The sequence below is a fragment of the Pantoea sp. FN0305 genome (genome assembly GCF_050113845.1).
Taxonomy (GTDB): domain Bacteria; phylum Pseudomonadota; class Gammaproteobacteria; order Enterobacterales; family Enterobacteriaceae; genus Mixta; species Mixta alhagi.
Genome location: NZ_JBNJSN010000005.1, coordinates 131,035 through 155,183 on the forward strand (window position 1 = coordinate 131,035; position 24,149 = coordinate 155,183).

Below are 24,149 nucleotides of genomic sequence, written 5' to 3' on the forward strand. Positions count from 1 at the left end.
GTGACATCTGCTTATCAACAACTTACCCAAACCTTTCAGCGCCTGTCGCGCTTTGGACATCTTTCCGCCATTGCCGGCTGGGATATGCAAACCATGATGCCGCCCGCGGGTAGCCTGGCGCGCGGTGAAGCGCTGGCCGAGCTAAGCGTGTTGCAGCACCAGTTGCTCACCGACAGCCGGGTTAAAACCCTGCTGGAGGCGGCGCAACAAGAATCGTTGAATGATGTGGAGCAGGCCAACCTGCTGGAGATGCAACGTGCCTGGCAGCAGGCGGCGCTGCTTCCCGCTGCGCTGGTGGAAGCAAAATCGCTGGCGGGTTCACGCTGTGAACATGCCTGGCGGCAACAGCGGCCCGCGAATGACTGGCAGGGTTTCGCCGCCAATCTGAAAGAGGTGGTGCTCCTGAGTCGCGAAGAGGCAGAAATTCGCGCTCAGGCGGCGGGCTGTTCACGCTATGACGCACTGCTGGACCTTTATGAGCCGGGTATGACCAGCGCTCAGCTTGACGTAACCTTTGGCGATCTTATCCAGTGGCTGCCGGACCTGCTCGCGCGCGTAGTGGAAAAACAGGCTGCCGAGCCGGTTGATACGCCCGTCGGCCCTTTTCCAATTGAGGCGCAGCGTCAGTTGGGTTTGCAGTTGATGAAACTGCTTGGATTCGATTTTAATGCCGGTCGCCTGGACGTCAGCGCGCATCCTTTCTGCGGTGGCGTACCGGATGATGTGCGCATCACTACGCGCTATAACGAAAACGAATTCGTCAGCGCCATGATGGGCGTGATCCATGAAACCGGACACGCGCGCTATGAGCAAAATCTGCCGAAAACCTGGCGTGGTCAGCCGGTAGCGCTGGCACGATCCACTGCGGTTCATGAGTCGCAAAGTCTGTTCTTTGAAATGCAACTGGCGCGCAGCGCACCGTTTCTGCAGCACATACTGCCGCAGGTTATAGCGCAGATGGGCGAACAGCCCGCTTTGACGCCCGCTAATTTTGTGCGACTTAACCAGCGCGTGAAGCGCGGTTTTATTCGCGTTGATGCCGATGAAGTCAGCTATCCGCTGCATGTTATCCTGCGTTATGAAATCGAACGCGCCCTGATCGCCGGTGATATTGAGGTGGACGACATTCCGGCGCTGTGGGATGAGAAGATGCAGCGCTATCTGGGTCTGGATACCAAAGGCAACTACCGTGATGGCTGTATGCAGGATATTCACTGGACCGACGGCGCATTCGGCTATTTCCCAACCTATACGCTGGGCGCAATGTATGCGGCACAGCTGTTCCAGGCGCTGAAGCGCGCGCTGCCGCAGCTGGAAGCGCAGATCGCTGCCGGTGAACTGCAGCCGATTTTTAACTGGCTTTCGCAGAATATCTGGCAGCACGGCAGCCGCTTCCCTACCGCCCAGTTGATCACTCAGGCGAGCGGTGAAGATCTCAACCCGCTGCATTTCCGTCGCCATCTGGAACAGCGCTATCTGGCTTCTGCATAGCCTTCTGCCGTTAGCTGGCCTGCTGACAGGCAGGCCAGACTTCTTCCGCGCTGTACATTCGGTTACACGCCGATACCAATCACTCACGGAAAGCCCAACCGCGTTTCTCTATAGTCTCTTCACCGGCCCCGCAGTGGGCTAATGATAAAGAAATAGAGGGTCTTGCAATGAAAAAATTATTTGCTCTGGTTGTAGCCGCTGCTATGGGTATCTCTTCCGTGGCTTTCGCAGCGGATACTGCCGCCGCTCCGGCTGCCACCGCGACTACGACCACTGCTGCTCCGGCGAAAGCCTCACACAAAGTGGTCCATCACAAACATAAGAAAGCCGCCGCGCAAAAAGCGCAGGCCGCGAAAAAGCATCACAAACATGCCGCTAAGCCGGTAGCGCAGAAAGCGCAGGCGGCGAAAAAGCATCATAAAAAAGTTGTTAAGCCTGCCGCAAAATAAACATCAAAGCTCCTCGCGATGACCGCCTGACGACGCCCGGGTTACCGGGCATGATAAGCGGCGGCGCTTAAAATCGCCTGAGGCGCAGCTGCCTGGTTATCCATCTCAGACACCCGGTTTGCCGGGTGTTTTATCCTGGAGTAGCAGAAGTGGTACGTCGCTATCGTTTCGAAATTATTCTCTTCGTCATGATCCTCTGCGGTGTCATTGCGGCCTGCTTCTACGTTTGATGCACGTAGCGTACTGATATTCCGAATTAAACTCCCTTTTTTGCTTCTCACCGTCTATAGTTACGCATGACGCGTGTTAACCCTTTTCTTCTTATAATTCTCCCCTTGTTTGAGTGAGATATGCGCATAACGGCTGTGTTAGTAGTGGGTTTACTCTGTTTTTCCTGCTTTTCTCATGCGGATGATGAGAGCGATGATGCCCCAGGTCCTGAAGAGCTCAAGACCCTGTTCTTTGGTCATGACGATCGTCAGCCCATTGCGCATCCCGCCAGCGTGCCCTGGGAAGCAATTGGGCAACTGGAAACCGCCAGCGGTAACCTCTGCAGCGCAACGCTTATTTCAACACATCTGGCACTGACCGCCGGGCACTGCCTGGTTACGCCACCGGGCAAGCTTGATAAGCCAGTTGCGCTGCGCTTTATTGCCAGCGATAACGGCTGGCGCTATGAGATCCATGATATCGAAGGACGCGTAGATCCAGGTCTGGGGGAAAAACTCAAGGCGGATGGCGATGGCTGGATTGTGCCTGCGGCAGCAGCTCCGTATGACTATGGTCTGATTGTGCTGCGCAACCCGCCTTCCGGTATTACGCCAGTGCCACTGTTTAGCGGCTCGCGCAGCGATCTGACCGCCGCGTTAAAAACCACTGGCCGGAAAGTCACTCAGGCGGGTTACCCGGAAGATCATCTTGATGCGCTCTGGTCACACAGCGACTGTTTGATTACTGGCTGGGCGCAGCGTTCGGTACTGTCACATCAGTGCGATACCCTGCCTGGCGACAGCGGATCGCCTTTACTGCTGCAAACGGCCGAAGGCTGGCGGCTTATTGCAGTACAAAGCTCGGCACCGGCGGCAGCAGATCGCTACCGCGCCGATAACCGGGCGATAGCCGTGACCGCGTTTCATGACGAGCTGGAAGCGCTGGCCGCTGAATAACCCAGCGGCCAGGCTGCATCAGGCGGCAATCTGCTCCATTGCCTGCAGGATGCGTTTATCAGAGACAGGATAAGGCGTGCCAAGCTGCTGAGCGAAATAGCTGACACGTAGCTCTTCGATCATCCAGCGGATTTCCTGCACATCCTCATCATCGCGACGGGCAGGCGGCAGCTTATTCAGCCAACTCTGCCAGGCCTGCTGCACCTGCTCCACTTTCAACATACGCGCCCGATCGCTGTGCGGATCAACCGGCAGTTTCTCCAGCCGCCGCTCAATCGCCCGCAGGTAACGCAGCGTATCGGGCAGACGTTTCCAGCCGTTCTGGGTCACAAAACCACGGTAAACCAGGCCGCTCATCTGCGCTTTAATATCTGACAGCCCCAGCGCCATGGTCATATCCACGCGCCCTTTCAGCCGTTTGTTGATATTAAATACCGCGGTCAGGATCTGCTCGACCAGTTTGGCGATCTCCACCACCGTGTCGTTCAGCCCGGCACGTACCTTCTCATGCAGCTGTTGATACTCTTCATGTTTCCAGACCGGCCCGCCATTTTCCGCCATTAGTTTATCAATGCCGCAGGTAATGCAGTCATCAATCAGCTCCAGCACCTTGCCGTAGGGATTAAAGTAAAGCCCCAGCTTGGCTTTGTTTGGCAGCTTTTCATGCAGATATTTGATTGGCGAAGGAATATTCAACAGCAGCAGACGGCGCTGACCACGCCACATCATTTTTTGCTGCTCATGCTGACTGTCAAACAGACGAATCGCCACGCTATCTTTTTCATCCACCAGCGCCGGCCAGGCCTTCACGCTGTAGCTGCCGCGCTTCTGCTCAAACTGGCTGGGCAGATCGCCAAAGCTCCAGATATGCAGGTTGCTCTGCTCCAGCCCATCGTCGGCCACTTTCGACAGCGTCTCCTGCACCTTGCTTTTCAGCGCCGTCTTCAGCGCTGTCAGATCTTTGCCCTCTTTCAGCTTGCGGTTATGCTCATCCAGCACGCGGAAGGTGATTTTCAGGTGATCGGGTACCTGATCCCATTGCCAGGCGTCGCGGTCAATAGTCACGCCGGTCATGCGGCGGAACTCCCGCTCCAGCGCATCCATTAACGGCATTTCAGTACTGGTCACGCGCCCCAGGAATGCCTCGGCGTAGTTGGGCGCAGGCACGAAATTACGTCGAACCGGCTTCGGCAGCGATTTAATCAGCGCCACAATCAGCTCGCGGCGCAGACCGGGAATTTGCCATTCAAAGCCGCTCTCTTCGACCTGATTTAACAGCGGCAGCGGAATATGTACGGTTACGCCATCGGCATCAGCGCCGGGCTCAAACTGATAGCTCAGGCGTAGCTTGAGATTCCCCTGTTGCCAGAAATTGGGATAATCCAGTTTGCTGACCTTATCCGCGCCCTGCTTAATCAACATCTCTTTATCGAAGCTGAGCAGATCGGGCGTTTGCTGACTGGCCTTTTTCCACCAGCTGTCAAAGTGACGAGCGGAAACCACTTCATGCGCCACGCGGCTGTCATAAAAGGCAAACAGCGTTTCATCGTCCACCAGAATGTCGCGGCGGCGCGATTTATGCTCCAGATCTTCTACTTCGCTGCGCAGCTTCTGGTTGGCCTTAAAGAAGGCGTGGCGCGTTTGCCAGTCGCCCTCTACCAGCGCATGACGAATAAACAATTCACGCGACAGCTGCGGATCGATTTTGCCATAGTTGACCTTGCGCGCGTTCACGATCGGCAGGCCGTACAGCGTCACTTTCTCCATCGCCATCACCGCGCCCTGCGCTTTCTCCCAGTGCGGTTCGCTGTAGCTGCGTTTCAGCAGATGCTGGGCAATCGGCTCGATCCATTCGGGATCGAGCCGCGCGGCAATACGTCCCCAGAGTCGGCTGGTTTCCACCAGCTCCGCGACCATGGTCCATTTTGGCGGCTTTTTAAACAGCGACGAGCCGGGGAAGATGGAGAAACGAGCGTTACGCGCGCCGCTGAACTCCTGTTTCTCAGCATCCTTCATGCCGATATGCGACAGCAAACCGGTCAGCAGCGCGGTATGAATTTCACGGTACGGTGCCGGTTCGCTGTTTACCGGCATGCCCAGTTCACGTACAACCTGGCGCAGCTGGGTATAAATATCTTGCCATTCGCGCACGCGCAGATAGTTGAGATAGTCTGTTTTACACTGGCGACGAAAAGCGTTGCCGGACAGCGCTTTCTGCTGCTCCTGGAGATAGTTCCACAGGTTAACGAAGGCGATAAAGTCAGATTCTTTATCGGCGAAGCGGCGATGTTTCTCATCAGCGGCCTGCTGCTTTTCTACCGGTCGCTCACGCGGATCCTGAATTGAGAGCGCCGCGACGATAATCATCACTTCGCGCACGCAGCCATATTTCTGCGCTTCCAGCACCATCCGCGCCAGACGCGGATCCACCGGCAACTGCGCCAGCTGGCGGCCCGACGGCGTCAGGCGATAGCGGCCATTCTCCTCTTCGGTAATCGCGCCCAGCTCTTCCAGCAGGCGCACGCCATCCTGAATATTGCGCTTATCGGGCGCTTCAACAAACGGGAAGGCGCTGATATCGCCCAGCCCCAGCGCGGTCATCTGCAAAATAACCGATGCCAGGTTGGTACGCAGGATTTCCGGGTCGGTAAATTCCGGGCGGCTTAAAAAGTCCTCCTCGGAATAGAGACGGATACAGATCCCTTCAGAGACGCGGCCACAGCGTCCTTTACGCTGATTAGCCGATGCCTGCGACACCGGCTCGATCGGCAGACGTTGCACTTTGGTACGGTAGCTGTAGCGGCTGATACGTGCGGTGCCGGGATCGATAACATATTTAATGCCGGGCACCGTAAGCGAGGTTTCCGCGACGTTGGTGGCCAGCACGATGCGACGTCCGCTGTGTGACTGAAACACCCGGTTCTGCTCGGCGTTGGACAGGCGGGCGTAAAGCGGCAGGATTTCCGTATGCGGCAGGTCGCGCTTGCTTAGCGCATCGGCGGTATCACGGATTTCACGCTCGCCGCTCATAAAGATCAGGATATCGCCGCTGCTCTCCTGTGCCAGCTCATCGACCGCATCAAAAATTGCCTGCAGCTGATCGCGATCGCTGTCATCCACATCGTTAACCACCGGACGATAGCGCACCTCGACCGGATAAGTGCGCCCGGAAACTTCCACCACCGGCGCATTATTGAAATGGCGTGAAAAGCGCTGCGGATCGATGGTCGCCGAGGTAATAATCACTTTTAGATCGGGACGGCGCGGCAACAGCTCACGCAGATAGCCCAGCAGAAAATCGATATTCAGGCTACGTTCATGCGCTTCATCGATAATGATGGTGTCGTACTGCATTAACAGCCGGTCCTGCTGAATTTCCGCCAGCAAAATACCGTCCGTCATGAGTTTGATCTGCGTATTGTCGCTGACCTGATCGTTAAAGCGCACTTTATAGCCGACGCAGCCGCCCAGTGAGGTTTCCAGCTCATCGGCAATACGGTTGGCTACCGTGCGCGCCGCCAGACGACGCGGCTGCGTATGGCCGATCAATCCTTTGACGCCGCGCCCCAGCGTCAGACAAATTTTCGGCAGCTGGGTGGTTTTACCTGAGCCGGTTTCACCCGCCACGATAATCACCTGATGATCGCGAATGGCGTCAGCAATCTCCTGCTGTTTCTGGCTAACCGGCAGATTTTCCGGAAAGCGAATAACGGGTGTCGCCGCCTGGCGCTGCTGCAAACGCTGTTCAGCCAGCGCAAACTCTTTCTCCAGCTCCTCGGCGATACTCTGCCAGGCCGTTGGGTTTTTTACCTTTTTAGCACCGTGCAGGCGACGTTGCAGGCGCTGGCGATCCCGCAGCGTCACCTTATCCAGCCGCGCCCAGAAAGGGGCCAGCGGCGATGTGTTTGATTCGACAGACATAGTTATTACCTTATTAACACAACGGCTTCTGATTGCTGTTATGGCCGCCGCGTGGTCGGCACGGGCCGACATTGCGTTCATTTATTGCGGCGTATGGTAACACAGGCCGCGTGTTGACAAAGATTGCCTCTGGACTTGTTCAGGAATTTTGAATATAGGACTCGAAATATTGCGCTTTCACTGCTGAGTCAAACTCCCTACAGTGTAAACCATTGAGCAAACAGACTTCCCTAATCAGCAGACAGGAAAACAGCATGAGCAAAGTATTAGTTTTAAAATCCAGTATTCTTGCCGGTTACTCTCAGTCAGGCCAGCTGGCCGATTTTTATGTCGCCGAGGCCAGTGCGAACGGCGATCAGGTAACGGTGCGCGATCTGGCTGCAAACCCGATCCCGGTACTGGATGGCGAGCTGGTCGGCGCACTGCGTCCTTCCGATGCCGAACTGACACCGCGTCAGCAGGAAGCGCTGGCGCTCTCTGATGAGCTGATTGCTGAGCTGAACGCGCACGATGTGATTGTTATTGCGGCGCCGATGTACAATTTCAATATCCCTACTCAGCTGAAAAACTATTTCGATTTGATCGCCCGTGCTGGCGTCACTTTCCGCTATACCGAAGCGGGCCCGGAAGGTCTGGTTAAAGGGAAACGTGCGGTAGTGATTTCCAGCCGTGGCGGCATTCATAAAGATACGCCTACCGATCTGCTGACCCCTTATGTGCAGTTATTCCTCGGCTTTATTGGCATTACCGACGTGAGCTTCGTTTTTGCTGAAGGTATCGCTTACGGCCCGGAAGTGGCCACCAAAGCCACCGCTGAAGCAAAAGACGTTTTGCAGCAGCTGGCAACCGCCTGATGCTGGTGCTGGCCGCTGCTGCAGCGGCCAGCATGTTATTCTCACGCCTGTGCTTTATCCTGGGCTCTCCGCCGCGTTACTGTTTTCTTACCCATCTGCCGTTAATCCCCTGCACATACTCCCCGGCGGCGGCGCGCTGCACCAGCTTTTCTCCGGCAATACGCGCAACTTCGGCGGTAGAAAGTTGGTTACGCTGCGCAACTTCCCGATAACGCTGCTCACGTTGCTGATTGATGTGCGTGATTAGCGCCTCTGTCTCTGCGTCATGCTGACGTGCCGCCAGATAGCCGCTCAGGGTTTCGCCGACGCGCCCCTGCTGACGCGCCTCATCCAGCGTCAGCGCCTGCGCCGGCGTTGCCGTCAACATGCAAAGCAGAAAGAGTGCGATCCAGCCTTTCATCATGCTGCTCCTTAAAAAAGATTCTGATCTTTCAGCAGCGCTTCCACATCTTTATCTACCCGGATATGGATTTCATGCTCGATTTTCACATTCATATTGATGGTAATCGGTTCCTTTGGCGCCGCGACCTCAATACGCGGTACGCAGCCCCCTAACCCAAAACAACAGGCCAGCAGCAGCATCCGATTAATTCTCATGCTTTGAGTCCTTCTGTGAAGGCAGAGCCGCGTTTTGCTCTACCCAGGATTGCAAATTATCGCCAAACCGCAGGCTACGCCACAGCTGAAACAGGTTCTCCTGATGGCGATAGTTCAGATTTACATGCTGATCGCGATTGCTGAAACGACTGGTGCCGTTAACTTCCGCCTGCAGGGTGAGATCGCCGATGGTATTGAGATTCAGCCTGGCCCAGCTACGGGAGATTTCCATATAACGCAGCCAGTCCAGTGCGGCACCGGCGGCAATATTATTCTGCGTTATGGTGTCAGCCATCTGTTTATCCAGCCGCAGCGTCAGGTTGCCGCTGTTAGCGATCCAGCCATCCTTAACCAGCCAGGCGGAATTATCCAGCCACAGCGGCAGCTCGCCGTTGATGCGCCCGGACATGGCGATCTGCTTTGGCTTAAGGGCGGTGATCAGCTCGCTCAGGCTAATCTCGCGCAGACGAATAACCGCGGGCTGATGCTGCGGCAGACGCAACTGCTGCAGGCTCAGCGTGCCGCCCAGCAGCGCCAGACTGACGTTGCTCAGCGTAAGCGGTTCGCTCTCCTGCCACGGCCAGCTGCCCTGGAGCTGGGCGGTAACATCATGGATCAGAAACTGGTTATTGATTTTTTTGATGCGCAGCGATACGGGACCATGCGTGCCCAGTGACCAGCGGCTCTGATGCAGACGAAACGGCAGTGAGAAATCAACCCCTTCAATGCTGTTATCCGGCATCCATAACGCACCCTTTTGCACCACCCAGTGGCCACCTGCGGTAAAGCCCTGCTGTTCAGCAGCGGAAAAGGCCACCTGCGCCCATAGCGTGCCGCCGGTAATTTTCATTTTCAAATCGGGGCTAAGCAGAGGCTGGAAAACCGTCAGGGATTGCGCCGGCCACCAGGCCTGTCCGCGCAAACGCTCGCTGTCCCAGCGACCATGCACGCGAATCGGGCCGATCGACTCCGCCTGTAGGCTGCCGTTAAACAAAAAATGCGCCGGATCGCTGCCTTTTAGCGTGAGTTCCAGCCGCGACGGCGGCAGATAACCACCGCTTTCAAAGCGGGTCGCTGCAGCATCAAGCGTGATTTTACCGTGAAACGTGGCCTGCCCGGTATCGCGCTGCCAGACCAGCGGCTGCGCCAGCCGCAGTCGGGGCTGATTCACCCTGGTCATGTTGTAGCTGAGCCGGTCAAATCCGGTAGAGAGCGTCGTTAACGCAATTGCGCTATCCTGCCAGTTGCCGGTGCCCTGCACATCCCATTTGGCATCCAGCGGCGCCAGATAGCCGTTGCCCCAGTAGCGCCATGCCCAACGCCCACGATCGGGCCAGAATTCGCTGGCGCGACCATCCAGATGCAGCGTAAAGCGCCCTTTCTGGGTATCGTGTGCGCGCAAAATCGCCTGCAAACGACCATTAATGCCGGAGGCGGAAAGGCTTACCCCAGCCAGCGGCCAGCGCGCCTCGTCAACTTCCAGCGTGGAAAGCAGGCGTCCGCGCATACGCAGCAGCGCGCCCGGCGCGACAGATAACTGCGGATCCAGCAGGGAACCTTGCAGCGTGCCGGGTAGCGAGGCATAAAACTGCAGCGCCGCCAGCTTGCTTTCTCCGGTAAGGCGCAGCGGTAGCTGGCTGTCGGTAAGGGATAAATGCCCTGGCCCCAGCGTCAACACAATGTTGCCTTTGCCGCCACGGCCCTGCGTCAGCATATTCAGCCGTCCGCTAATTTCAGTGGCTTCCAGTCCCTGCTGCCAGTGAGAGAAGGCCAGCGCGACGCCACCCGCCAGCGGCTGCGCTGCCCACGGCCAGCGCCAGCGTCCGCTTTCAATGCGGATCTGCTCCGGCGTCACCTGCCAGGGAAGATCCACCAGCGGCTCGGCATCCTGCGGCGTTTGCAGTACCAGGCGGCCCTGCTGCTGCTGCCATGTCAGCGTAAAACGCAACGGATGCGGTACTTGCGTCAGGGTAAAATTGCCGCCGAGCTCGCCGCTTTCCGGCACGCCGTTGGCAAATTCTGTGAGCATCAGCGAACCGTGCAGACTAACCGGTTCGCTAAGCGTGGGCGCCTGTAGCGTTAGCTGGCGCAGCGAGAGACGCTGCCCCTGCAAATCGGCCAGCAGACGCAGATTATCGCCCTGATAGTCGAGCCGTTGCGCATCCGCATCCAGCGTCAGCCGCAGCGCGCCAGACCAGCTCTGATAAGGATTAATGATGAGACGATCGATAGCAACATCGGCAGATGGCAGCATCGCCTGCCACTGCGCCAGCGAACGCGGCGCAATGGCAGCGTCACTGTCGGCGGGTAAACGGCTCAGGCAGGCGGTGTCCAGCACCAGGCGTTGCGCACGCGCCTGCCAGCGCGAGCCCAGATACCCCAGGGAGAGATGCTGTAGCTCCGCCAGCTGGCAATCAGCAACCAGATAGCGCACCGCCGGAAAATGCAGCGCCCCCTGTTGCCAGCGCGGTGAAGCATCCAGCGCAATACTTGTGCCCACAGGCAGCCAGATTCCCGCCAGGCGCGGCAGCCAGTGCGTCACGCTGCTCAATAGCGCCAGCACCAGCAGAACCAGCGCCAGCAGCGAGGCCAGAGCAAAAGATAAGCGCCATCGCATTGCCATAACGGTCCTGTTTGGTAAAAAATCCTGCGGCTATGATGGCATGTTCATTACCCAGGGTGAAGGTTTCGCTACGCTTTTCTGTATTGCGCAGCGCCGGATGCGCGGGCAGCAGATTAAAAGTTACGTCGCAGGCCTGCCAGTCTAGAATGGATCAAGAGACAATAATAAGGAGTCGACAATGAAGCTTGCGGTCTACAGCACCAAACAGTACGACAAAAAATATCTGGATAACGTTAACCAGCGCTTTGGTTTCGATATCGAATACTTTGATTTTTTGCTGACCGAACGTACTGCGATAAACGCCGTCAATTGTGAAGCCGTCTGTATTTTTGTTAATGATGACGCCAGCCGCCCGGTGCTGGAAATCCTTAGCGCCCAGGGTGTAAAAATCATCGCATTACGCTGCGCCGGTTTTAATAATGTTGATTTAGCGGCGGCCGCCGAGCTGGGCCTGAAAGTGGTACGCGTACCGGCCTATTCGCCGGAAGCGGTGGCGGAACATGCGGTAGGCATGATGATGACGCTTAACCGTCGTATTCATCGCGCCTATCAGCGCACCCGCGACGCCAACTTCTCTCTGGAGGGATTAATCGGTTTTAATATGCATGGACGTACCGCTGGCGTGGTGGGCACCGGTAAAATCGGTATCGCGACGCTGCGGATTTTAAAGGGTTTTGGCATGCGTCTGCTGGCGTTCGATCCTTACCCAAACCCACAGGCGTTGGATCTGGGCGCAGAATATGTCGATATCAAAAGCCTGTTTAAAGAATCCGATGTGATTACCCTGCACTGTCCGCTGACGGCGGATAACCATCATTTACTGGATGCCGCTGCATTCAGCCAGATGAAGGATGGAGTAATGATCATCAATACCAGCCGTGGCGGACTGGTGGATTCTCAGGCCGCGATCGAGGCATTGAAACAGCAGAAAATTGGTTCGCTTGGCATGGACGTCTATGAAAATGAACGCGATCTGTTCTTTGAAGACAAATCCAACGACGTGATTCAGGACGATGTGTTCCGTCGCCTTTCAGCCTGCCATAACGTTCTGTTTACCGGTCATCAGGCCTTCTTAACCGCTGAAGCGCTCACCGCCATTTCAGAAACCACGCTCTCTAACCTGCAACAGCTGGCAAAAGGCGAGGCCTGCCCGAATGAGGTCAGCGTTTAGTCACTCTTTCTGGTGCGCCCTGTGCGCACCAAAAGGTTAAAAGCGCGTGCAGCTTCCGCTTTCCAGCGCGCGCTCACTACAGCGACGCCCGTTGGCTAACTGACACATTCCCGTACTGCTGCCGTCCAGCTGACGAGAAAATGCCAGGGTTCCGCCCGCGAGGGCGCAGTTGCTTTCTGCCAGAGAGGACATACTGACTCTGGGCTGAACATGCGCGGCAGTAGCCTGCTGTGGCGGCTCATTGTCACTGCTGCTGCATGCGCTAAGCAGCAGCGCAGCGCCAGCAAGCAGAAAAGTGGCTGCTTTCATTGGTCGGGCTCCGGGAATGATGGGGGTCAAGGCTTTGCCAGCATAAGCGACGTTAATGCGGGCGTCGAGACAGGAAACATCTTTTTACGTTATTTTCCTGTTAGAAAGTCACCAGGAATATTCTCGTTTCGCTTATAGAATTCACTGAAAATATGATGCCATAGGCAGTCAGCCCCCATCGGGTAAACAAGATTTACCTGGAAAAATTGCATTTTTCTCTAAAAAATCCCTTTATCGGAGCAAAAAAACATAAATTTATTACATCCCGGGTTTAACTATTTCATACTGATTGTTACATTTAACGCAGTTTCAATCGCGTCAAAGGTAAACAATGAATCAAAATGAACCCGTACTTAAAGCTAAACGCAGCCAAATCAATCCGCCGGTTTTTTATACTTCCGCAGTTTTAATTTTCCTGCTGGTCGCCTTCTCGGCGATGTTTCCTGAACAGGCTGAACGCCAGTTAGGCGCGTTGCAAAGCGCCCTGTTTACCAATGCGAGCTGGTTTTACATTCTGGTTGTCGCCCTGATCTTACTGACCGTGACCTACCTGGGCATGTCGCGTTATGGCGATATCAAGCTGGGACCCGATCATGCCGAACCCGATTTTAGCTATATCTCCTGGTTCGCGATGCTCTTTTCTGCCGGAATGGGTATCGGGCTGATGTTCTTTGGGGTGGCTGAGCCTGTGATGCACTATATGGCGCCGCCCACCGGCACACCGGAAACCATTCAGGCCGCGAAAGAAGCGCTACGTATCACCTTTTTCCACTGGGGGCTTCATGCCTGGGCAATTTATGCGATTGTCGCCCTGATACTGGCCTTTTTCAGCTACCGTCATGGTTTGCCGCTGACGTTGCGCTCGGCGCTCTACCCGATTATTGGCGATCGTATTTATGGCTGGATGGGACACGCCGTCGATATTTTTGCCGTTATCGGTACGGTGTTAGGTGTCGCAACATCACTGGGGTATGGTGTTTTGCAGGTTAACGCCGGACTGAACCATCTTTTCGGCCTGCCGGTTAATGAAACCGTACAGGTTATTTTAATTGTGGTGATAACCGCGCTGGCAACGCTTTCAGTGGTATCGGGGCTCGATAAGGGGATCCGTATTCTGTCTGAAATCAACCTGAGCCTGGCCGTATTACTGCTGATTATGGTGGGTATTCTTGGTCCAACCGTCCTGCTACTGAAATCTTTTGTAGAAAATACCGGCGGCTACCTTTCTGAGATCGTAACCAAGACATTCAACCTTTATGCCTATGAGCCTAAGTCCAGCAAATGGCTGGGTGGCTGGACGCTGTTTTACTGGGGATGGTGGCTGGCATGGTCGCCGTTTGTCGGCATGTTTATCGCTCGTGTCTCACGTGGCCGAACCATTCGTGAGTTTGTTTCCGGCGTCCTTTTTGTTCCTGCGGGCTTCACCCTGCTGTGGATGACCTTTTTCGGCAACAGCGCTATCTGGCTAATTATGCAAAAAGGCGCGCGCGACCTGGCCGAAACCGTTCAGGCCGATCAAACGTTGGCGCTGTTTAATTTCCTGGAGCACTTCCCTTTTAGCTCGGTGCTCTCTTTTGTCGCGATGGCGATGGTCGTAGTCTTTTTCGTTACTTCGGCTGACTCGGGTGCGATGGTCGTAGATACGCTTGCTTCCGGTGGGACAGATAAAACACCGATCTGGCAGCGTATCTTTTGGGCTGGATTGATGGGTGTGGTTGCCATCACGCTACTGCTGGCCGGCGGCATGAAAGCTTTGCAAACCGTGACGATCGCCAGTGCACTGCCCTTCGCTATCATCCTGCTGATATCGATGTATGGGCTTTTAAAAGCGTTGCGTCTGGATGCATGGAAACGCGACAGTAAACAGATAGCGACTATCGCGCCTACTGCGGCACGCAATCCTATTTCCTGGCAACGCAGGCTGCGTAATATCGCCTATTTCCCGAAACGTTCGCAGGTCAGACGCTTTATGAATGAAGTGATTACCCCAGCGATGAAGATGGTTGAAGCGGAGCTGGCCAAGCAGAATACGCCTTCGCGTACTGAGGATGGTGACGATCGCATTCATTTCGAAGTTGATCTGGGCAACGAGCTGAACTTTGTTTATGAGGTCCGGCTACGCTCCTATTTGCAGCCAACTTTTGCTCTGGCGGCAATAGGCGATAGCGAAAAGGACGATGAACAAAAGTATTATCGGGCGGAAGTTTACCTGAAAGAAGGTGGCCAGGATTATGATGTGATGGGCTGGACGCAGGAGCAGATCCTTCACGATATTCTGGATCAATATGAAAAACATCTGCACTTTTTACATGTGGTTCGTTAATCACGCGTTCTGATAACAGAGCAACTGCCGACAGAGGGATCTGTCGGCACGTTACCCGCTTTTACTTACTTCGCTTTGCTACATCTTGTTCCCGCTTTTCAGCCATCCGTTAAACGATGAAAAATCGTTTTCATTCAGCTCAGAAATAAAGCGCATCGGCTAAGGCAATAAAACATACTGGAATTCGGCGGCGTAATCCGTACCATACGCGGCATACTTTCGCATGTTGGCTGTTATCTGCCGGCGCTAACCCGTTATTTATAGCTCACCAGATGGGGCTTAAGAACGTGCAGAGGATGCATGAAACCTATTCTACCTGGTTTGAAGAGATGAACGGGAAACAGGTAGAGAAGCTGAAAATCTGGCTGGTGCGGTAAGAAACTTTGCACTGTATGCCCCATGGTTATTGAGACACTATAAAATGCAACAAGATCAAACCGTTAATAAGAAAGAACAATACAATCTGAACAAACTGCAAAAGCGCCTGCGTCGTAACGTGGGCGAAGCGATTGCCGATTTTAATATGATCGAAGAAGGCGATCGTATTATGGTTTGCCTGTCCGGCGGTAAAGACAGTTACACCATGCTAGAGATCCTGCGTAACCTGCAGCAGAGCGCGCCGGTTAATTTCTCACTGATTGCGGTTAACCTCGATCAGAAACAGCCTGGCTTCCCGGAACATGTGCTGCCGCAATATCTGGAATCGATCGGCGTTGAATATAAAATCGTCGAAGAAAACACCTACGGCATCGTTAAAGATAAAATTCCGGAAGGCAAAACTACCTGCTCGCTCTGCTCTCGCCTGCGTCGCGGCATTCTTTACCGTACCGCTACGGAGCTGGGCTGCACCAAAATCGCCCTGGGACATCACCGTGACGATATTCTGCAAACGCTGTTTTTGAATATGTTCTACGGCGGGAAAATGAAAGGCATGCCGCCGAAGCTGATGAGCGATGACGGCAAGCATATTGTGATCCGCCCGCTGGCCTACTGCCGTGAAAAGGATATCGAACGCTTTGCCATTGCGCGTCAGTATCCGATTATTCCGTGCAACCTGTGCGGTTCGCAGCCGAACCTGCAACGTCAGGTGATTGCCGATATGCTGCGCGACTGGGATAAACGCTATCCGGGTCGCATTGAGACCATGTTCAGCGCCATGCAAAACGTGGTTCCGTCGCATCTGGCCGATACGACGCTGTTTGATTTTAAATCGATTAAACATGGCAGCGAAGTGGTGGATGGTGGCGATCTGGCTTTCGATCGTGAATCTTTACCGCTTCAGCCGGTTGGCTGGCAGCCGGATGAAGAAGAAGATGCGCCTGTGGGACAGCGCCTGGATATTCTGGAAATCAAATAAGCACGCTGGCGCCATACCGGTAACAGCCAGTATGGTGCCAGGATTGTGATAAATTATTTCATATGCGGCGGCGGATCGAGAATCGGCTCGGGATCCGGCATTGGGTCGGGAACGGGCTGCGGCTGCGGGATAGGCTCAGGAACAGGGACCGGATCGGTGGGTATCGGGTCGGAAGCGGAAATCGGGCTGGTCATCCACAAAATCGGCATAGGTTCTTCCTCAGGTTGCTCGGTTTCTTAAGCGTAGAAGAAATTGCGCAGGGATGGCGAAGCGGCAAAAAAAAGCCGGCTTTAAGGCCGGCGTCGTACGAATCAATTGTGCTATGCAGTAATTCAAAAAAAGGAAGTAAGACAATATGGAGCGCAACGCCCATCGCTTGACGTTGCATTCACCTGCGGAAGAGAGTTTGCCCCAGCCCTGCCTACAGTTTATTGACGTCGATCAGCTTTTCTCCCCTTTTCTGGTTACCCGTTTGCTTTTGCTATAGCCACTTACGTTTATGTAACCACAGGGCAACGCCAGCCACCAGCAACACTAACATCAGGCAGAAAATCGCAAAGCCATAGCGGCTTTCCGCTCCCGGGATACCGCCCAGGTTGACGCCAAACAGACCGGTCAGGAAGGTTGTCGGCAGAAAAAGCATCGCCAGCAGCGACATGGTGTAGGTTCGCCGGTTCATCGCCTCCTGCATTATCGATGCGATCTCATCTGCCAGCACCGCCGTGCGCGCCACGCTGGCGGCTAAGTCATCCAGCCCACGGCCAAGCCGGTCAGCAATTTCCTGCATGCGACGACGTTCATTGTCATCCATCCAGCCCAGCTTTTCGCTGGCCAGACGCGCATAGACATCACGCTGTGGCGTCATATAACGGCGCATCACTATCAGCTGCTTACGCAGCAGCGCCAGTTCGCCACGAGCCGGTACGCGCTGATCCATTAACGCATCTTCCAGCTCAATAATTTTATCCTGCAGATCTTCGATAAATTCACTGGTGTGATCGGTCAGCACATCGCAAAGCTCTACCAGCCAGCTTCCGCCATCCACCGGACCATTGCCGTTTTGCAGCTCGGAGAGCACTTCATCGATAGCGTTCACCTTGCGCCGCCGCGTGGAAACAATCAGCTTATCGTTAATAAAAACGCGAATAGCCACCAGCTGTTCAGGTCGTGAATCGCTGTTGCGGTTCACGCTGCGTAGCGTAATCATAAAACCATCGCCCAGACGGCTAACGCGTGGGCGCAGACTGTCTCCGGCCAGCGCATCGCGTACCGCATCCGGGATGAGCGGCGTAGAAGAGAGCCACTCGGCGCTTTCGCGGTGGGTATAATTGAGATGAAGCCAGCAGGGGCGCTCGCAATGAATCACATCTTTATCTTCAATCGGGATCAGGCCGCCCTGCCCGTCAAGCTGGCAGGCGATAATCGCACCTGAAACCTGTAGCGCTTTTCCTTCAATGACGTTCACGTCATGCCTCATAATCAGCTGAATTCAAACGCTACAGTCTAGCCTGACGCCAGGCAGAATCAATCTTTCGGCGTCGCGGGCATGTTCAATAAATAGCGTCGCGGTCTGTGCGAAAAAAGAAAAGCAGCGGCGAGACGGTCATAGCGCATAAACCACGCGCTATGACCGCCCTGTACGCTTAGTGTTTGAGGATATAGAGCTGGCGACTGTAGGCAACGTCTTCAGGGTTATTAATGGGATAGCCTTTCACCCAGGGCTTGATTAAGCGCCCGTTGGTATATTGATAAATCGGCGCGATCGGCGCCTGCTCATCAAGGATCTGCTCTGCGCGATTGTAATCCTCGTTACGCGCCTGCGCGTTGTTTTCCCGGCTCGCCTTCGCCAACACCGCATCGTAATCCACATTATGGAACTTAGCGATATTACCGCTGTGGCTGGAAGTCAGCAGGCTAAGAAAGGTGGAAGGCTCATTATAATCGCCAATCCAGGAGGCACGGATCACGTCGAAATTGCCGCTGTTGCGGCTGTCGATATAGGTTTTCCACTCCTGATTTTGCAGTTTCACCTCTACGCCGAGGTTTTTCTTCCACATTGAGGCCACCGCAATGGCAATCTTCTGATGGTTTTCTGATGTGTTATACAGCAGCGACAGCCGCAGCGGCCGGTTTGGCCCATAGCCAGCCGCAGCCAGCAGCGCCTTCGCCTGCATATTCAGTTCGGCCTGGGTGTGCTGCTGCAAAAAGGAGGGTTTGGGATTAAAACTGCTTACCACCTCCGGGGTGAGATGCCAGGCAGGTTTTTCGCCGGTGCCCAACACTTTTTCGGCGATAATGCGACGGTCAATGCTCCAGGAGAGCGCCCGACGCACGCGCGCATCGGCGGTCGGCCCGCGCTGCGTATTAAACGCATAGTAATAGGTTCCCAGCTGATCGGGCGTATAGACCTCATCCGGAATGTTTTTCTTTAGCATGCCGTAGAGGTTTTTCGGGAAGGATTCGGTAATATCGATATCCCCTGCGCGATAGCGTTTGGTGGCGCTGGACTCTTCGTTAATCGGCAAGAACGTAACCTGATTCAGTACCGAATGTGCGTTATCCCAATAATTCTGATTACGCACCAGCACAATTTTTTCATTTACTACCCGTTCCTTTAGCTGATACGCGCCGTTGCCGATCAGATTACCCGGTCTGGTCCAGGCATCGCCCCACGCCTCAATCGCCTTTTGCGGTACTGGATAGAGACTGACATGCGCGGTGAGACCGGGAAACCAGGCAACAGGTCGATCGAGCGTTACCTTAAGATGGGTTTTATCCAGCGCGGTGACGCCAAGGCTCTCGGGCGGCAGTTTACCCTGCGTTATCGCCCCGGCGTTATGAATAGCCGCCAGCCCGGCAAACCAGGCGAAAGGCGAGGCATTTTTACTGTCAACCAGACGCCGCCAGCTGTAGACAAAATCCTGGGCCGTTACCGGCTTGCCGTCTGACCAGCGAGCATCCTCTCGCAGCGTGAAGATCCAGCTCTGGTTATCATTGCTCTGCCAGCTTTGCGCCACGCCCGGCACAACGTTTCCCTGCGCATCCTGGTTGGTTAACCCTTCGAACAGATCGCGCATTACCTGGATTTCAGGGAGTCCCACAGCCTTTTGCGGATCGAGCGACGCCGGTTCATCTTTGATATGGCGCACGATATTCTGCCGTTCTGCCAGCTGGTCGCCAGGGGCCACCTGTGCAGCCTGCGCCGTGGTTAACAGCGAGGCGGTTAAAAAGGCACCCAGCGCAATGCGAAATGATTTCATCTTGTCCTACCCTTAAAGCTGCCGGTTTGGCAAAACATATTGGTGGCTTATGCTAACCGGCACTTTAGCGCAAATAATTGATCCTGAACCAGCTGTTTTGCTTATTGCAGTGGCCGCGCCGCCGGTTCTGCGACTTTTTTCACAGGAGCGAATGATGACAATGCAACAGCCGCGTTCACAACGCGGCGCGCTGACGGCGGAGATGACGCGTTACGGCACGTCGGTATTGGGAGCGCCGCTGCTCTGGTTCCCGGCGCCGCCGGCGGCACGCGATAGCGGGCTGATTCTGGCCGGCACGCACGGTGACGAAGGCGCTGCCGTGGTAACCCTTTCCTGTGCATTGCGCACGTTGCCTGCCCGTCTGCGGCGGCATCATCTGGTACTGGCGGTTAATCCCGATGGCTGCCAGCTAGGCTTGCGCGCCAATGCCAACGGCGTCGATCTTAACCGTAACTTTCCGGCAGCGAACTGGCAGGCTGGTGAAACGGTATATCGCTGGAACAGTAGCGCTGAACAACGTGACGTAAAGCTTTCTACCGGTGCGCGTGCCGCCTCAGAGCCGGAAACCGCAGCGCTCTGTCAGCTGATTCATACGCTGCGGCCTGCCTGGGTCGTCTCCCTGCATGAACCGCTGGCCTGCATTGAGGATCCGCAGCATAGCCAGCTCGGCGGCTGGTTAGCTGAACAGACAGGGCTGCCGCTGGTCTCCAGCGTTGGCTACAGCACCCCCGGTTCGTTCGGAAGCTGGTGCGCTGATATTGGCCTCCCCTGCATTACCGCCGAGCTGCCGCCGGTTTCTGCCGATGAGGCGACGGAACGTTATCTGCCAGCCTTAACCGGACTGCTTTACTGGCAGCCTGAGACACAAAAGAGGCGTTAATCCGTAGAGGTAAGGTCAATTTCTCCGCTGCTAAAGCGCAGGCCAGGATCCACATCCACCGCCAGCCATGTCGGGCCATCAAGATCGATAAGGCGCGCGCGCGGCACCAGCGGCAGCGCGGCGCTGACGGCGCGTGAAGTGCAAAGCATACAGCCCAGCATAAGCATAAAGCCCGCCTCTTCCGCTGCGCTGGCCAGCGCCAGCGCTTCGGTAAGGCCACCGGTTTTATCCAGCTTGATATTGATCATTTCATAGCGCTGGCGCAATGCCGGCAGACTGCTGCGCGTATGGCAGCTTTCGTCGGCGCAGACCGGTAACGGATGAATAAAATTTGCCAGCGCTTCATCCTCGCTTGCCGGTAACGGTTGCTCCAGCATTTCAACCCCCAAATCGGCCAACAACTGGCAGCGCGCCGCCAGCCCTTCGCTATGCCAGGATTCATTGGCATCCACAATCAGCCGCGCCTGCGGGACCGCGCTGCGAATCGCCATTAGCCGCTCAGTAATCAGATGGTCATCCAGCTTGATTTTTAACAGCATGGCCCCATTTTCCCAGAGCGCCAGCGCGCTGCTTGCCATTGATTCCGGCGTATCCAGCGTAACGGTTTGCGCCATACTCACCCGGCCGGGCAGCGTAACACCAAGCAACTGACACAGCGTCTGCTGCTGCTGGCGACAGGCGAGATCCCACAGCGCAGAGTCAATGGCGTTGCGCGCCGCACCCGCCGGCAGCGCCTCCTGCAGCGCTTCGCGTGTCATGCCCATTTCCAGCTGCGGCAGCAGCAAGCTAATTTGCGCCAGCACCGAAGCCTCGCTTTCGCCATAGCGCCGGTAAGGCGTGCATTCCCCTACGCCTTTGATGCCATTTTCTTCCAGCTCTACCACCACTACACCCGCCTGCTCACGGCTGCCGCGCGAAATAACAAACGGCTTATTAAGCGGCCAGTCCTCGGGATAAACTTTAACCGTCCTCATATTTTTTCTCTCGTTAGTCAGAAGAGGCGTTCAGCGCAGTTGCGCTATGTGCAGCAAACAGGAGATTGCCGACGCGTGCCATAACCGGCGTTGTCTGCTATATAATTTCACTGTCTCACCTTTGCTCGTTCCTTTACACTGTGAATCTTGTTAAGCAAAAGTAAAAGGATAGATTATGTCTCAGACCGTTCATTTTCAGGGTAATCCGGTTAGCGTAGCAGGCCAACTGCCGCAGGCTGGCGAAAAAGCGAAACCCTTTACGCTGGTTGCTAAAAACCTGGCTGACGTTTCCCTTTCTGAGTACGTCGGCAAACGTAAAGTGCTGAACATTTTCCCCAGTATCGATACCGGCGTTTGTGCCGCATCGGTGCGTAAGTTTAATCAGCTGGCGGGCGAAATGGATAATGCCGTTGTTCTCTGTATTTCTGCCGATCTGCCTTTTGCCCAGTCACGCTTCTGCGGCTCCGACGGCCTGTCAAACGTTGTCACGCTCTCTACTCTGCGCGGCGGCAGCTTTAAAGATGATTACGGCGTAGCGATCGCCGATGGTCCACTGCAGGGCCTGACGGCGCGTGCGGTTGTGGTGCTGGATGAAAACGATACGGTGATTTATAGCCAGCTGGTTAATGAAATCACCACCGAACCAGATTACGACGCGGCACTGGCTGCGTTGAAATAATTGATAAATAATTTTATCGCCTCCTTTTGGGGGCGATTTTTTAATAACGCCGATCGCCTTCCCTTTATCAGCCGGTCTTTATTCTTCGCGTCATTTAATTAACGCATCGCGTTACCATTGATTTTATTTAATAATAAATTATACGCCCGCTAGCGAAAACGGCAATTTACAACCCGCCGGCACCCGATTATTATTCCAGCGCAACACGCAACATGGATGATAAAACAGGATGGAATCGCAATGGATGCACTAACCTTTCCCTGCAGTCTGTTTAAAACCCAAAAAAGAATGGATGACTATGGTGCCAGCGATATGCGCTGCGGTGATTTAACAGAAACACAATTAAAAAGAGAATTCCAGCTGGTGGATGTTTCTACCCAGGCGGATCCTTATACGCTGACAACGCTTAGCCCTTTCAGTCAGCCGCAGTCCATGTTTCATGGTTCTCACCGTCCAGGAAAAAAAATCACGCCGCAGGCGTGCGCCCGCATTCTGTTTGCTGAGTTTCGACATCTGGCACAGGCCTTTGCGCTTTTTGGCCCCTACAGACAGGTAATTGATGAGATGATTACGCATATGGAGGATAACAGCGGTTTTCCATTCGAAAGCCTGTATCTTAACAGCGCGTTAAAACAGCATATTATGAATGATAATAATATTGAGAACAGTACGCTTCTAAAAATAAGCAATGCCCTGTCTAAAAATATTGACTGGGAAAACGGCTGTTTTCCATCGGGACTTAAATACAAACATGAAGAGAGCATTCAGGAAGGGCGCCTGCCTAAGTTTAACAGATTACAGGACAGCTTTAACGGGTTGGGCATCAGCGTTCACGATACCTGGGCAACTCATATTACGTTAAAATCCCTACATATTGAGAAAAATCATTACTGCGCGAGGGTGCATTATAAGGTGTAGGATCACTTCGGACTGGACTCTGAGGATATACATAATATCCTGTTTAGTAATTTCCGACTGTTCCGCATCTGGTTTGTGCTGCAGCGCTATCATCGCTTTGGCTTTAAGCCTTTTATGACCAGTATGAGTGCCGATATTAAAATTACCGGAGGGTCCAATGCAGATAAGTAAAAAACACGCTGTTCTGCTGCTGGCCGCTGCCGCGCTGCTGATTTACCTGCTCTGGTTCTTTTTGCGGCCAGTAGAAATTGTTGCTGTTCACAAGAGAGGCAGAAGTTCAACAGCTGTTCTGGTTAAAAACTTCCCTTTTACCGATAAGGGGAAAATCAGCTGGTGGCTGGAAAATCGTGCTATATTAAAAGAGAAGTATAACGCCCCCTATCTTGATGAGGATGGTACTTTTTGGGCCACCATTTTTCTGTTTGGTGATGGTTATCAAAAGGATATAATTGATGAGCGGCTCTGCTTTGATGAAATCAAAAGCGAGCTTCGCTGCATTAATAAGAATGCCATAATGACCGTTTACAGCAACCGGGATAAACAAGTTTTTTTCAGTTTAGGTAAGGGGAAATATATATTAAGAAATAACGGGAAACTTGATAGATCCGAGTCATTTAAGGTCACGGACCCTTGATAAAAATATGCATTTCCGATGTTTTAATTACCGGAGAGCGTAATGACAATAAATAATAAAAAGCGCGCAATTCTTTTGCTGGCTGGTACCGCGCTGCTGATTTACCTGCTCTGGCTCTTTTTGCGGCCAGTAGAAATTGTTGCTGTTCATCAAAGAAGCACTAATGACAGTGCTATCCTGGTAAGGAATTTCCCTCTAAGCGATAAAGGTAAAATAAACTGGTGGCTTAAAAACCGAGCCATGATAAAAGAAAAATACAACGTCCCTTATCCTGATGAAAATGGTTTTTTTTCTGTAACCCTATGGCTGTTTGGCGAGGGATATAAAGAGGATAAGCAGGACGATGATCAATACTGCTTTAATGATATGAAAGTTAAAAAAAGATGTATCGAAAAAGATGCTGTTTTTATCATCGGTAGTAGCCCAGGGAACCAGGCATATTTTGGCGTTGACAACGGGAAATATAGATTAAGAAATAACGGCGAGGTTGATAAGGTCGAATAACCCCACTGTCTTCCTGCTTAGCACACTTCCATCCTCTGG

19 protein-coding genes and 3 pseudogenes are annotated in these 24,149 nt (G+C 54.1%); 13 read left to right on the top strand and 9 right to left on the bottom strand.

Annotated features, from left to right (window positions below):
- From ACQE3Y_RS11645 to ACQE3Y_RS11655, 3 genes and pseudogenes are all read left to right on the top strand, one after another.
- The gene (locus ACQE3Y_RS11645; RefSeq protein WP_426981733.1) at positions 1-1,491 is read left to right on the top strand and encodes a carboxypeptidase M32; all 1,491 of its coding nucleotides are present in this window, start codon (positions 1-3) and stop codon (positions 1,489-1,491) included.
- Between the two features lie 167 nt (positions 1,492-1,658).
- A pseudogene (asr, locus tag ACQE3Y_RS11650) lies at positions 1,659-1,937 on the top strand (acid resistance repetitive basic protein Asr); the annotation flags it as partial.
- A 353-nt stretch (positions 1,938-2,290) separates the two neighbouring features.
- Complete coding sequence (locus tag ACQE3Y_RS11655) at positions 2,291-3,106, top strand: trypsin-like serine peptidase (protein ID WP_426972495.1); 816 nt, start codon at positions 2,291-2,293, stop codon at positions 3,104-3,106.
- An 18-nt stretch (positions 3,107-3,124) separates the two neighbouring features.
- On the opposite strand, the gene hrpA is transcribed toward ACQE3Y_RS11655, so the two are convergent.
- A complete protein-coding gene (gene hrpA, locus ACQE3Y_RS11660) occupies positions 3,125-7,027 on the bottom strand; it encodes an ATP-dependent RNA helicase HrpA (protein WP_426981734.1) in 3,903 nt (1,300 codons plus the stop codon).
- A gap of 254 nt (positions 7,028-7,281) precedes the next feature.
- On the opposite strand from hrpA, the gene ACQE3Y_RS11665 reads away from it, so the two are divergent.
- Positions 7,282-7,881 (top strand): FMN-dependent NADH-azoreductase, encoded by a 600-nt coding sequence (locus tag ACQE3Y_RS11665; RefSeq protein WP_426972492.1) that lies wholly within the window; start codon positions 7,282-7,284, stop codon positions 7,879-7,881.
- Between the two features lie 76 nt (positions 7,882-7,957).
- On the opposite strand, the gene ACQE3Y_RS11670 is transcribed toward ACQE3Y_RS11665, so the two are convergent.
- The 3 genes from ACQE3Y_RS11670 to ACQE3Y_RS11680 are packed head-to-tail and all read right to left on the bottom strand — an operon-like array spanning position 7,958 to position 11,095.
- Positions 7,958-8,281, bottom strand: coding sequence for a YdbL family protein (locus tag ACQE3Y_RS11670; RefSeq protein ID WP_426973061.1), 324 nt, complete (start codon positions 8,279-8,281; stop codon positions 7,958-7,960).
- An 11-nt stretch (positions 8,282-8,292) separates the two neighbouring features.
- A complete protein-coding gene (locus ACQE3Y_RS11675; protein WP_085071656.1) occupies positions 8,293-8,478 on the bottom strand; it encodes a YnbE family lipoprotein in 186 nt (61 codons plus the stop codon).
- Positions 8,468-11,095, bottom strand: coding sequence for a YdbH family protein (locus ACQE3Y_RS11680; protein WP_426981813.1), 2,628 nt, complete (start codon positions 11,093-11,095; stop codon positions 8,468-8,470). Before ACQE3Y_RS11680 ends, ACQE3Y_RS11675 begins: the two co-directional genes overlap by 11 nt.
- Before the next feature lie 184 nt (positions 11,096-11,279).
- Between ACQE3Y_RS11680 and ACQE3Y_RS11685 the strand changes: the two genes are divergently transcribed.
- The gene (locus ACQE3Y_RS11685; RefSeq protein WP_085071654.1) at positions 11,280-12,272 is read left to right on the top strand and encodes a 2-hydroxyacid dehydrogenase; all 993 of its coding nucleotides are present in this window, start codon (positions 11,280-11,282) and stop codon (positions 12,270-12,272) included.
- 36 nt (positions 12,273-12,308) lie between these two features.
- On the opposite strand, the gene ACQE3Y_RS11690 is transcribed toward ACQE3Y_RS11685, so the two are convergent.
- Positions 12,309-12,581, bottom strand: a complete 273-nt coding sequence (locus ACQE3Y_RS11690) for a putative hemolysin (protein WP_426981735.1) — start codon at positions 12,579-12,581, stop codon at positions 12,309-12,311.
- 331 nt (positions 12,582-12,912) lie between these two features.
- Between ACQE3Y_RS11690 and ACQE3Y_RS11695 the strand changes: the two genes are divergently transcribed.
- The 3 genes and pseudogenes from ACQE3Y_RS11695 to ttcA all read left to right on the top strand — a co-directional run bounded on the left by ACQE3Y_RS11695 (position 12,913) and on the right by ttcA (position 16,261).
- Positions 12,913-14,904: a BCCT family transporter gene (locus ACQE3Y_RS11695; RefSeq protein WP_426972490.1), complete on the top strand. Its 1,992-nt coding sequence runs from the start codon at positions 12,913-12,915 to the stop codon at positions 14,902-14,904.
- Positions 14,905-15,068: 164 nt separating this feature from the next.
- Positions 15,069-15,281, top strand: a pseudogene (locus ACQE3Y_RS11700) (site-specific integrase); the annotation flags it as partial.
- A 44-nt stretch (positions 15,282-15,325) separates the two neighbouring features.
- A complete protein-coding gene (ttcA, locus tag ACQE3Y_RS11705) occupies positions 15,326-16,261 on the top strand; it encodes a tRNA 2-thiocytidine(32) synthetase TtcA (protein WP_426972488.1) in 936 nt (311 codons plus the stop codon).
- 53 nt (positions 16,262-16,314) lie between these two features.
- Here ttcA and ACQE3Y_RS11710 read toward each other — a convergent pair whose 3' ends face one another.
- The 3 genes from ACQE3Y_RS11710 to ACQE3Y_RS11720 form a co-directional block, all read right to left on the bottom strand.
- Positions 16,315-16,470 carry a hypothetical protein gene (locus ACQE3Y_RS11710; RefSeq protein WP_426981736.1) on the bottom strand — a complete coding sequence of 52 codons (156 nt, stop codon included), beginning with the start codon at positions 16,468-16,470 and terminating at the stop codon, positions 16,315-16,317.
- A gap of 272 nt (positions 16,471-16,742) precedes the next feature.
- Positions 16,743-17,726 carry a zinc transporter ZntB gene (gene zntB / locus ACQE3Y_RS11715; protein WP_085072352.1) on the bottom strand — a complete coding sequence of 328 codons (984 nt, stop codon included), beginning with the start codon at positions 17,724-17,726 and terminating at the stop codon, positions 16,743-16,745.
- Positions 17,727-17,904: 178 nt separating this feature from the next.
- Complete coding sequence (locus tag ACQE3Y_RS11720; protein ID WP_426981737.1) at positions 17,905-19,521, bottom strand: peptide ABC transporter substrate-binding protein; 1,617 nt, start codon at positions 19,519-19,521, stop codon at positions 17,905-17,907.
- A 154-nt stretch (positions 19,522-19,675) separates the two neighbouring features.
- Between ACQE3Y_RS11720 and mpaA the strand changes: the two genes are divergently transcribed.
- Entirely contained in the window at positions 19,676-20,401 is a 726-nt protein-coding gene (gene mpaA, locus ACQE3Y_RS11725; RefSeq protein WP_426981814.1) for a murein tripeptide amidase MpaA, read from the top strand.
- Here the strand turns inward: mpaA and ycjG are convergent.
- Positions 20,398-21,375, bottom strand: coding sequence for an L-Ala-D/L-Glu epimerase (ycjG, locus tag ACQE3Y_RS11730; RefSeq protein ID WP_426981738.1), 978 nt, complete (start codon positions 21,373-21,375; stop codon positions 20,398-20,400). The genes mpaA and ycjG overlap by 4 nt on opposite strands.
- A 175-nt stretch (positions 21,376-21,550) precedes the next feature.
- Here ycjG and tpx point away from each other — a divergent pair, with 175 nt between their 5' ends.
- From tpx to ACQE3Y_RS11750, 4 genes and pseudogenes are all read left to right on the top strand, one after another.
- Entirely contained in the window at positions 21,551-22,054 is a 504-nt protein-coding gene (tpx, locus tag ACQE3Y_RS11735) for a thiol peroxidase (RefSeq protein ID WP_426972484.1), read from the top strand.
- A gap of 240 nt (positions 22,055-22,294) precedes the next feature.
- Positions 22,295-23,143, top strand: a pseudogene (locus ACQE3Y_RS11740) (DUF3289 family protein).
- Positions 23,130-23,606, top strand: a complete 477-nt coding sequence (locus ACQE3Y_RS11745) for a DUF943 family protein (protein ID WP_426981739.1) — start codon at positions 23,130-23,132, stop codon at positions 23,604-23,606. The pseudogene ACQE3Y_RS11740 and the gene ACQE3Y_RS11745 overlap by 14 nt, the downstream one beginning before the upstream one ends.
- Before the next feature lie 42 nt (positions 23,607-23,648).
- Positions 23,649-24,110: a DUF943 family protein gene (locus tag ACQE3Y_RS11750; protein WP_426981740.1), complete on the top strand. Its 462-nt coding sequence runs from the start codon at positions 23,649-23,651 to the stop codon at positions 24,108-24,110.
- The last annotated feature ends 39 nt before the right edge of the window (positions 24,111-24,149 follow it).